Annotated in this window: 14 protein-coding genes; 2 read left to right on the top strand and 12 right to left on the bottom strand. The window is 65.5% G+C overall.

The genetic code is table 11. The features are described from left to right. Window positions 1-24 precede the first annotated feature (24 nt). From ACQPYS_RS03650 to ACQPYS_RS03640, 3 genes are all read right to left on the bottom strand, one after another. Window positions 25-534 (bottom strand): YbaB/EbfC family nucleoid-associated protein, encoded by a 510-nt coding sequence (locus ACQPYS_RS03650; protein WP_433491693.1) that lies wholly within the window; start codon window positions 532-534, stop codon window positions 25-27. Between the two features lie 56 nt (window positions 535-590). Then, a complete protein-coding gene (locus tag ACQPYS_RS03645) occupies window positions 591-944 on the bottom strand; it encodes a hypothetical protein (protein ID WP_433491692.1) in 354 nt (117 codons plus the stop codon). Between the two features lie 152 nt (window positions 945-1,096). Then, the gene (locus ACQPYS_RS03640; protein ID WP_433491691.1) at window positions 1,097-2,701 is read right to left on the bottom strand and encodes a hypothetical protein; all 1,605 of its coding nucleotides are present in this window, start codon (window positions 2,699-2,701) and stop codon (window positions 1,097-1,099) included. Window positions 2,702-3,056: 355 nt separating this feature from the next. Here ACQPYS_RS03640 and dtd point away from each other — a divergent pair, with 355 nt between their 5' ends. Continuing rightward, window positions 3,057-3,500 (top strand): D-aminoacyl-tRNA deacylase, encoded by a 444-nt coding sequence (gene dtd / locus ACQPYS_RS03635; RefSeq protein WP_433491690.1) that lies wholly within the window; start codon window positions 3,057-3,059, stop codon window positions 3,498-3,500. Window positions 3,501-3,560: 60 nt separating this feature from the next. Here the strand turns inward: dtd and map are convergent, their stop codons facing one another. The 9 genes from map to rpsH all read right to left on the bottom strand — a co-directional run bounded on the left by map (window position 3,561) and on the right by rpsH (window position 9,217). Further along, entirely contained in the window at window positions 3,561-4,361 is an 801-nt protein-coding gene (map, locus tag ACQPYS_RS03630; RefSeq protein WP_431940701.1) for a type I methionyl aminopeptidase, read from the bottom strand. A gap of 52 nt (window positions 4,362-4,413) precedes the next feature. Further along, window positions 4,414-4,974: an adenylate kinase gene (locus ACQPYS_RS03625; RefSeq protein ID WP_431940702.1), complete on the bottom strand. Its 561-nt coding sequence runs from the start codon at window positions 4,972-4,974 to the stop codon at window positions 4,414-4,416. Continuing rightward, a complete protein-coding gene (secY, locus tag ACQPYS_RS03620; RefSeq protein ID WP_063035615.1) occupies window positions 4,971-6,293 on the bottom strand; it encodes a preprotein translocase subunit SecY in 1,323 nt (440 codons plus the stop codon). The genes ACQPYS_RS03625 and secY overlap by 4 nt, the downstream gene beginning before the upstream one ends. Window positions 6,294-6,535: 242 nt before the next feature. Beyond that, window positions 6,536-6,979: a 50S ribosomal protein L15 gene (rplO, locus tag ACQPYS_RS03615; protein ID WP_063035614.1), complete on the bottom strand. Its 444-nt coding sequence runs from the start codon at window positions 6,977-6,979 to the stop codon at window positions 6,536-6,538. Window positions 6,980-6,981: 2 nt separating this feature from the next. Further along, on the bottom strand, window positions 6,982-7,161 hold the full coding sequence (gene rpmD / locus ACQPYS_RS03610; RefSeq protein ID WP_063035613.1) for a 50S ribosomal protein L30: 180 nt from the start codon (window positions 7,159-7,161) through the stop codon (window positions 6,982-6,984). Window position 7,162: 1 nt separating this feature from the next. After that, entirely contained in the window at window positions 7,163-7,810 is a 648-nt protein-coding gene (gene rpsE / locus ACQPYS_RS03605) for a 30S ribosomal protein S5 (protein ID WP_063035612.1), read from the bottom strand. A 46-nt stretch (window positions 7,811-7,856) separates the two neighbouring features. Further along, window positions 7,857-8,264: a 50S ribosomal protein L18 gene (rplR, locus tag ACQPYS_RS03600; protein ID WP_063035611.1), complete on the bottom strand. Its 408-nt coding sequence runs from the start codon at window positions 8,262-8,264 to the stop codon at window positions 7,857-7,859. 2 nt (window positions 8,265-8,266) lie between these two features. Further along, entirely contained in the window at window positions 8,267-8,803 is a 537-nt protein-coding gene (gene rplF, locus ACQPYS_RS03595) for a 50S ribosomal protein L6 (protein ID WP_063035610.1), read from the bottom strand. Window positions 8,804-8,818: 15 nt separating this feature from the next. Next, complete coding sequence (gene rpsH, locus ACQPYS_RS03590) at window positions 8,819-9,217, bottom strand: 30S ribosomal protein S8 (protein WP_039822465.1); 399 nt, start codon at window positions 9,215-9,217, stop codon at window positions 8,819-8,821. A gap of 254 nt (window positions 9,218-9,471) precedes the next feature. Here rpsH and ACQPYS_RS03585 point away from each other — a divergent pair, with 254 nt between their 5' ends. After that, on the top strand, window positions 9,472-9,879 hold the full coding sequence (locus ACQPYS_RS03585) for a hypothetical protein (protein WP_433491689.1): 408 nt from the start codon (window positions 9,472-9,474) through the stop codon (window positions 9,877-9,879). Window positions 9,880-10,049: the final 170 nt, after the last annotated feature.

Here is a 10,049-nt window from a genome sequence, read left to right as displayed (position 1 = left end):
GACGCGGCCTTGCCCCGGACCGCATCACCAAGAGGGACCGGTCACCCCGGACTGCGACGAATCGCCGTCGAGCTGTTCGGTGTCGGCGAATTCCATGGCCTCGGATTCCGCCAGAAGCCGTTCCGGCGAGCCCGGCGCCGCCGTGGACACGCGCGGCGGTTCGGGCACAAGGCTCAGGATATCCGGGACGCCGGAGGCCAGCTCGGACAGCTTGGGCATACGAGATTCTTGATCCTGCACGGGGGCCATCAGGGCGGATGTCTGCCGGCGCAATTCCCGCATAGCGGCCTGCGCTGCTTCGGTGACAGCCTTGGCGATCTCCTCGTAGCTCAGATCACCGATCTCTCCGGAGAACCGGGTCTCGATGACCTCGCCTTCCGCATTGACCGATACCGAGACGCGCTTATGGGCAGCGCTTCCCGTCGCCGTCAGTAGCGCCCACTTCTGCTGCATATGTTCGATCGATTTCATGCCGGCCTGCACAGAATCGAACAGATCCGTCAGGCGGCCCATCGACATCTCGTCGTCCGTCATCCCGATTCTTCTCCACGCACTCCGGATTCAAATCCGCGAGTTCGGCCGCCCAGTGGTCACGCCTTGAACCTGACCGTGCGCTCGATGCCGAGCCGGTTGCCGTTCTCCACCGCGGTGAGAAGTCTCGCGGCCTTCCGGAATTCGGGCGAGTACCCTTTGCTTCCACTGAGAAACTCCGGGTAGGAGTCGATGACCTTTTGCTGGTTCGCCATCCCCTCGACGTATCCGTTCTTGTTGTCGCCGTGAGCGAACTTATTCCCGGTTTTGTCGGCGCCCCAGCAACCGTAGCGAGCCGAGTGCTCGGTCTTCATGGTCTCCAGGACCGCCTTGATCCGATCGGCGACGGCGTCCACCTTGTTCGCGACACGCTCAGCCTGATCGGCCGTGAAATCCAGCTTCTCATCGGACATCTCGTCCCCTCGCCTCTCGCACCGTGGAACCGGCTATCGGTCAGCACCCTGACCTGCCATAGCCGCAATCTATCTTGACAGTGCCCTGAGATCGCCGATTTCCCAGCCCGGGGAATCAGCGACCGTACCCGAGCGTCGGGGCACAGCGACCGTCAAATTCGGGAACCCTGCCGTTCCTGATAGCGCTGCTCGAATCCCTCCACAAAGGTCGTCGGCGCGATCGACGAGGAAGAATGTTCCAGTACGCCGTCATCGGCTATATAGAAGATGGCCCGCCCGATCGCGATCTCGCCGCGTGGTACGGGAACGTACACCATCCAGCCGACACTGAACCGGTCCGCCACCAGATCATCGAGCGGATAGCCCGTGGTGTCGAGCTCGCGGCCGATGATGTAGTTCCGCACCCGGAAGATGGCTTCCCCTTCGGGCATCTGCTCCGGAAGCCGCATCACCACACCCGCCAGGCCGAGCTGGTACATGGCGCCGTCGACATCATAACGACCGTCGTCGCCGAAGACATCGATCACGGTTTCCCGCGTGACCAAACCGATTTCGGCCGCCGACACGAGTGCGGCCGCCGCGGCCTGCAGCGCCGCACTCGGCTGTTCGGCCGCCATACCGGCGACAATGCCGGCGACCGTTTCCCCGGTCCACACACCGGGCACCGCGGTGGCGCAATGCTCCGCCGCGGGCGACTCACCCCGGTACCAGCGACCGGACTCCCACCAATAACAGAACGACATCAGGCCGGTGGCCGCGCGCGGGTTCAGCACCGGGTTCGCGACCCAGTCCGGCGCTCCGGCATAGAATTCCGGCATCTCGGCACCACGGTTGTAGGTGGCATCGAGCGCGGGTGCGTCCCACACACCACCGGACAGCACGGCACGCCCGTCGGGCAGGGCGTAAAGAGTCGAACCGCCACGCCGCGAGCTCTCGAACCACCCCATCGACGGCAGAACACGGGGGCCCCAGTCGGACCCGGCGGCGACGAACGCGGCGGAGATCACCGCCCAGCGCGCCCACATTTCCGGAAAGTCCGGAAACTCGTTCTCCGCCAGCACCGGCCACACCTTCGCGAGGCGATCGGCTCGTGCCGATACGGCGGCCCGCTGCGGAGTACGCGACTGGCGGTCCGCGTGACCGATATAGGCCGCGAGCCACACCGGCAGTTCCTCGCGCGGGAACTCTTCCAGATCCGCCCGGTACACCTCGGGTTCGAACAGTTGCCCGTCCGGAAAGGGCTCGTCGCCGAAGTCGTAGTCGAGGTCGAACTCCCCATCCGAACTCAACCGCAGCAACAGCCGCCACCACGGTTCACCGTCCCGCTCCGCCACCAGCGCACGCTGGCCGCGCACCATCTCCAGCACTGCGGCGGGCGGCTCGGACCGCACCGTATGTTCGCCGTCGGTGTAGACGACCTGAGCCAGCCCGGCGGTGGCGGTCAGCGCGAACACGGCGTCCAACTGCCGCCAGCCGACCGGCCCCACCTCGGCCATCGCGTCCGCCGCCCGGCGCGCCAGTTCCGCCACCTCGTCCCGGGTTCCGGTATCCGCCTCGTCGAGCGTCCCGTCACCGGAATCGGCGGTGATCTCGGCACCGGTCTCGTCCGGGAATTCGGTGGCAACTTCGTCCCGCGGGTCGGGCCGCGGCTCTTCCGCGGAGAGGGTGAAGCCCACATCCGGTGTGTCGACCGGGTCTTCGTTCGATGCGTCGGCCCGGTCTTCCCGACCCGGATTTCCCTTGTCTCGATCGCTCACTATCCAGTTCCTGACCATACGTGTGGATGCCTACACCGGAAACCGATACGGAGAGCGTCTCGCCGTTCGCCCGGCATCGCCGACTTCGCGTCTGTACCCGTATACGCCGCCATTCTGGCATGACACCATTGCGGTCGAATCTCCCAGGAAGGGGAAGCTCTCGAACTCGCTCGCCGCCGGACTACGGACTATTCTGCTGCGTCTGTTCTCGGATTCCGCGATCTCACACCTGCACCGCCGACCGGACCGTAATCGACACCCGGCGCGCCGCGTCCACTACCGGCGAACCGTCCGTGAACAGGACTTACCGGACCCTCGGCTTCGGCGACCGCGCCCGGACCGGCATGATCGAACTGTGCGCGCGCTGATACAACGGGTGACATCGGCCCGGGTGATCGTCGACGATGTGGTCGTCGGCCGTATCGACCCGGCCGAACACGGTGCCCCGCAAGGACTCCTCGTTCTGATCGGCGTCACCCACCACGACACCGTGCCGACCGCTCACGCCCTCGCCGACAAGGTCTGGCGGATTCGCGTTCTGGACGGCGAGCGCAGCGCGGCCGACCTGGGTGCGCCGATCCTGGTGGTCAGCCAGTTCACGCTCTACGCCGACACCCGCAAAGGTCGACGGCCGTCCTGGTCCCAGGCGGCGCCGGGGCCGGTGGCCGAACCACTCGTGGAGGCTTTCACCGGTGTATTGCGTGACCTCGGCGCCCCGGTCGCCACCGGACGTTTCGGAGCACGTATGAATATCGAATTGACCAACGACGGGCCGGTTACGCTGATGCTGGAGGTCTGAGCGGTAATCGAGCCGAGCCCTACGCGCGGTAGCGTCATTCGGACACACCGCGCGACGACCCTATTCGGGGCGAAGCGTCAGAATCCGCGGTCCGTCCTCGGTTACCGCGACCGTATGCTCCCAGTGGGCCGCGCGTGACCCGTCGGTGGTCACCACGGTCCAGTCGTCGTCGAGCACCTTGGTGTCGTGGGTGCCCAGGGTCAGCATCGGTTCGATGGCCAGGACCGAACCGACCACCAGGCGGGGACCCTTGCCCGGCTCGCCCTCGTTCGGCAGGAACGGGTCGAGGTGCATCTCCCGTCCGATCCCGTGCCCTCCGTAACCGTCGACGATGCCGTACCGGCGGCCGTGTTCGGTTTCGGCCGCCCGGGTGCCGAGCTCGATCGCGTGCGAGACATCGGTGAGCCGGTTGTCCGGGACCATGGCCGCGATACCGGCCACCATGGACTTCTCGCATGCCTCGCTGAGCAGCCGGTCGGCGTCGATCAGGTCACCCACGCCGAACGTCCACGCCGAGTCACCGTGCCAGCCGTCCAGTACCGCGCCACAGTCGATGGACACCAGATCGCCGGGGGCGAGCACCTCGTCCTCGGTCGGGATCCCGTGCACCACGCGATCGTTTACCGAGGCACAGATCGAGCCGGGAAAGCCGTGGTAACCCTTGAACGACGGCACGGCACCGGCATCCCGGATCACCTGTTCGGCGACCCGGTCCAGTTCGAGCGTGGAAATGCCGGGCGCGGCGGCCGCGCGCACCGCTACCAGCGCGCGACCCACGACAGCGCCTGCCGCCGCCATGGCGTCGAGCTCACCGGCGGAGCGGAACGGAACGACCTTCTTGTTCTTTCGACCGAAGACCATCTCGGGTCAGCTCCCCATCGCCGAAGGATTACCGCCGCGCCCGCGGCCCGGGCTAACCGGTCGTGGCATTACGACCCAGTGCCTCCAGGGCCCGCGCGTTGACCTCGTCCACCTCGCCGATGCCGTCCACCGAGACGACCAGGCCGTCGTAGTAGTTCAGCAGCGGCTGGGTCTCGTCGCGGTAGATCCGCAGGCGGGTGCGGATGGTTTCCTCGTTGTCGTCGGAGCGACCCCGGGCCAGCATCCGGTCGACCACCGTGTCCTCGGAGACCACGAAGCACAGCACCGCGTCCAGCTCACTGCCCAGATCGTCGAGGATCTTGGCGAGCGCGTCGGCCTGATCGACCGTGCGGGGATAGCCGTCGAGCACGAACCCGCGCGCGGCATCGGGTTCGGCCACCCGGGACCGGACCATACGGTTGGTGACATCGCTGGGCACGAGTTCGCCCGCGTCCATGTAGCGCTTCGCCTCGATGCCGAGGGGAGTCTGCTCGCTGATATTCGCGCGGAAGAGATCGCCTGTAGAGATATGTGGTACGCCCAGCTTCTCCGATAGCAGCACGGCTTGAGTGCCTTTGCCCGCTCCCGGCGGCCCGAGTAGTACAACTCTCACTTGAGGAACCCTTCGTAATTGCGATTCATGAGTTGGCTTTCGATCTGCTTCACGGTGTCCAGGCCGACGCTCACCATGATGAGCACGGCGGTGCCACCGAACGGCAGATTCTGTGCCCCACCGGACGAACCGATATCGAGGAACAGATTCGGCAGGACAGCGACCAGCCCGAGGTAGATGGAACCGGGCAGGGTGATCCGGCTCAGCACATAGGTCAGGTGATCGGCCGTCGGCTTACCGGGGCGGTAGCCCGGGATGAAGCCGCCGAACTTCTTCATCTCGTCGGCGCGTTCCTCCGGGTTGAAGGTGATGGCGACGTAGAAGTAGGTGAAGAAGACGATAAGGCCGAAGTAGATGGCGATGTACACCGGGTTGCCGGGGTTCACCAGATACTTCTGGATCGCCTCCTGCCACCAGCTGGGCTCGGTGGCCGAGGTCGACCCGGTGAGCTGGGCGATCAGGTTCGGCAGATAGAGCAGCGAGGACGCGAAGATGACCGGGATGACACCGGCCTGGTTCACCTTCAGCGGGAGATAGGTCGAGGAGCCGCCGTACATCTTGCGACCGACGACGCGCTTGGCGTATTGCACCGGTATCCGGCGCTGGCCCTGTTCGACGAAGATGACCGCGATGATGATGAGCAGTGCGGCCACACACACCAGGCCGAACACCAGGCCGCCGCGGCTGTCCAGGATGGATTTGCCCTCGCTCGGGATACGAGCGGCGATACCGGCGAAGATCAGCAGCGACATACCGTTGCCGACGCCGCGTTCGGTGATCTGCTCACCGAACCACATCACCAGGGCGGCACCCGCGGTCATCACCAGGACGATGGTGATCATGCCGAAGATACTGGTATCGGCCAGGATGTCCTGCTGGCACCCTTGCAACAGCTGACCGCGCGCGGCCAGTGCCACCAGACCGGTGGCCTGCAGGATCGCGAGCGCGATGGACAGGTAGCGGGTGTACTGCGTCATCTTGGTCTGGCCGGCCTGGCCTTCCTTGCGCAGTTCCTCGAACCGCGGGATGACGACGGTCAGCAGCTGAACGATGATGCTCGCTGTGATGTAGGGCATGATGCCGATGGCGAACACCGACAGCTGCAGCAGCGCACCACCGGAGAACAGGTTGATGAGCTGGTAGATACCGGCGGAGTCACCACCGGAGACCAGGTCGATACATTCCTGGACCGCCCTGTAGTCGACCCCGGGCGACGGTAGCGAGGCACCGAGGCGGTACAACGCGACCAGCCCCAGCGTGAAGAGAATCTTCCGCCGCAAGTCCGTAGTCCGGAAGGCCGTAACGAAGGCGGAAAGCACAGATCCTCCTGGCGAACGACATGGTCAGGCCATGGAATTTTTCAGCGTGTCCCGGTCGGAAATCGCCGAACCCATGACGGGTCTTGGCAGACAACACTTGAACTCTAACAGTGACGCCGGACGAGCCTGCACTCGTCCGGCGGCGCTGTGCCTTTCGACATGGTCGGGAGCGCTGCGTGGTTACACTGCGCTACCGCCTCCGCGCTTGACCCGACCATGTCGATCGTCGAAACCGGCGAACGTCAGCCCAGTTCGGTGGCGGTGCCACCGGCGGCGGTGATCTTCTCCTTGGCGGAGCCGGAGAATTTGTCCGCACTGATCTGGACGGCGACGGAGATCTCGCCCTCGCCGAGAACCTTGACCAGCTGGTTCTTACGCACCGCGCCCTTGGCGACCAACTCGTCCTTGCCGATGGTGCCCCCCTCGGGGAACAACTCGGCGATGGCACCCACGTTCACGACCTGGTACTCCACCCGGAACGGGTTGGTGAAGCCCTTCAGCTTCGGCAGCCGCATGTGGATGGGCATCTGCCCACCCTCGAAGGCGGCCGGCACGTTCTTGCGTGCCTTGGTGCCCTTGGTGCCGCGGCCCGCGGTCTTACCCTTGGAACCCTCACCGCGACCCACGCGGGTCTTATCGGTTTTCGCGCCCGGAGCGGGCCGCAGATGATGCAGTTTGATGGTCATTGTCAGACCTCCTCAACAGTTACGAGGTGGCGCACGACATTGATCAGACCGCGGTTCTGCGGGTTGTCCGCACGGACAACCGACTTGCGGATACCCCGCAGACCCAGGGTCCGCAGGCTCTCGCGCTGATTCTGCTTGGCGCCGATCGAGCTCTTGATCTGGGTCACCTTGAGATCTGCCATATCAGACTCCTTGTCCGGCACGGGCACGCAGCATGCCCGCGGGAGCGACGTCCTCGAGCGGCAGACCACGGCGAGCCGCGACCTCTTCCGGCCGCTGCAGCATCTTGAGCGCCGCGACGGTGGCGTGGACGACGTTGATCGCGTTGTCGCTACCGAGCGACTTGGCCAAAATGTCGTGGATGCCCGCGCATTCCAGCACGGCACGCGCGGCGCCGCCGGCGATCACACCGGTACCCGGGGAGGCGGGACGCAGCATGACCACACCGGCCGCCGCTTCGCCCTGCACCGGGTGGGTGATGGTGGAGCCGATCATCGGGACGCGGAAGAAGCCCTTGCGCGCTTCCTCGACACCCTTCTGGATGGCCGCGGGAACTTCCTTGGCCTTGCCGTAGCCGACACCGACCAGGCCGTTGCCGTCGCCCACGATGACCAGTGCGGTGAAGCTGAAGCGCCGACCACCCTTGACCACCTTGGAGACACGGTTGATCGCTACGACGCGCTCGAGCTGATTCTTCTCGGCGGGGTCGTTACGACGGTCGCCACCGCCACGGCGGTCGCCGCCCCGGCGGTTGTCGCGACCCCCGTCGGGGGCGTTCGAGTTCTGTCCGGCGGGTCCGTTTCCGCCGTCACGCCGCTGACGTCCCGGCATCAGACGTTCCTTCCGTTCACACAGGTATGTGCAGTCATGTTGGTCATCAGAACTTCAACCCGCCTTCCCGAGCGGCATCGGCGAGCGCCGCGATCCGGCCGTGGTAGTCGTGGCCACCGCGGTCGAACACCACGGCCTCCACACCGGCGGCCTTGGCGCGCTCGGCGATCAGTTCGCCGACCTTCTTGCCCTTGGCGGTCTTGTCGCCGTCCAGCGCCCGTACATCGGCCTCGATGGTCGACGCCGAAGCGAGGGTGCGGCCGGCGGAGTCGTCGACCAACTGCACGTGCAGGTGCCGCGAGGAGCGGTGCACGATCAGCCGCGGACGCGCGGTAGTGCCCTCGATCTTCTTGCGCAGGCGGAAGTGGCGACGCGTCTTGGACAGCCGCCGGCGAGTGGAAACGTCCTTGCCCAGCGGAATGCGCTTGGCCTTCTGATTCTCGGTTTGCGCCATGATCACTTACCCGTCTTTCCGACCTTGCGGCGAACGACCTCACCGGCGTAGCGGATGCCCTTGCCCTTGTACGGGTCGGGCTTGCGCAGACCGTGGATAACCGCCGAAATCTGGCCGACCTTCTGCTTGTCGATCCCGGATACGGAGAACTTGGTGGGCGATTCCACCGCGAAGGTGATGCCCTCGGGCGCCTCGATCGGCACCGGGTGGCTGTAGCCGAGGGCGAACTCGAGGTTGCTGCCCTTCTGCTGCACGCGGTAGCCGACGCCGAAGATTTCCATCTTCTTCTCGTAGCCCTTGGTGACGCCGGTGACCATATTGTCGACCAGCGTCCGGGTCAGGCCGTGCAGTGAGCGGCTGCGGCGTTCGTCGTCGGGCCGGGTGAACACCAGCCGGCCGTCCTCCTGCGCGACGGTGATCGGCTCGGCGACGGTCAGCGACAGCTGTCCCTTCGGGCCCTTCACCGCGATGTCCTGACCATTGATGGTCACCTCGACACCCGAGGGGAGCACCACAGGATCTTTACCGATACGCGACATTGTCCGTACCTCCCTCTACCAGACGTAGGCGAGGACTTCCCCGCCTACTCCCTGCTTGGCCGCCTGGCGGTCGGTGAGCAGGCCGGTCGACGTGGAGATGATCGCCACGCCGAGGCCGCCCAGGACCTTGGGCAGGTTGGTGGATTTCGCGTACACGCGCAGACCGGGCTTCGACACGCGCCGCAGACCCTGCAGGCTGCGCTCGCGGCTGGGGCCGTACTTGAGGTCGACGACGAGGTTCTTACCCACGGTCGCGTCCTCGGTGCGGTAATCGGCGATGTAGCCCTCGCGCTTCAGAATCTCGGCGATATTCGCCTTGAGCTTCGAATGCGGGGCCTTCACCTGATCGTGGTACGCCGAATTGGCGTTGCGCAGACGAGTCAGAAAGTCTGCGATCGGATCGGTCATGGTCATAGTTCGACCTCGACACCTTTCTCGCTGCGGTTCCCATACAACACCCACGCCAGTGGGCGCGGGCCGTGGGCCTACAGCAATTCGGCTGGTCCGGACGGCAGTCACCGCCGGATGAGTTCGTATCGCCCGGGCAGCCACGTCGGGCCGCCCATGGACACAGAGGTGCCCTGGCAACCGGTCTAGTGTAGGAGCTGGCTCGAGTACGACAAAATCCGGGCCCCGGAACAATGCCCCGACCAGGTAATCTGGCCGTTATGACGGAGAAGGGGAACTTCGAGGACCGGCTCTCGGCCCTCGAGAGTGAAATGGGAGATATCAAGCACCGATTGCAGCGCAGCGAGAAGGATGCGGCGGCGGCCCGGGTGCTTGCGGGCGGGGCGGATCGCGACACCTCGGAGCTTCGCATCGAGCTGCGGGAGTTCCGTGAACAGAACATGCGTCTGCACAGTGCGACCAGGGCCGATATCGCCGACATCCGCGGCGACATCACAGAGATCCGCGGCGATATCACAGAGATCCGTGGCGAACTCGGACAGCTGAACGGCAGGGTCGACACATTGACCCTGGAAATGCGGAGCAAGTTCGACATGCTGACCGCGGGCCAGCAGCAGATCGTGAACCTGATCACGCTCGCCCTCGACGGTAAGGACGGCGACCGGTAGGGAAAGCCGGCATCCGCGCCGCGGTCACGGCCCCGTGAGTCCCACCGCACGGCCGCCCGCGAATCGGGTGATCAGGTGCGAGGCCCGCGCCGAGTTCATCCACGGTATCGAAGCCATCAGAGCCCCGGAGCAGTTGCTCCGGGGCCCTAGTTCATCCCGCTTCCGTACCG

Origin of the sequence: Nocardia grenadensis, from assembly GCF_050942415.1 — a bacterium.
Classification (GTDB): Bacteria; Actinomycetota; Actinomycetes; order Mycobacteriales; family Mycobacteriaceae; genus Nocardia; species Nocardia grenadensis.
This window is presented reverse-complemented; position numbering and strand designations above follow the sequence as displayed.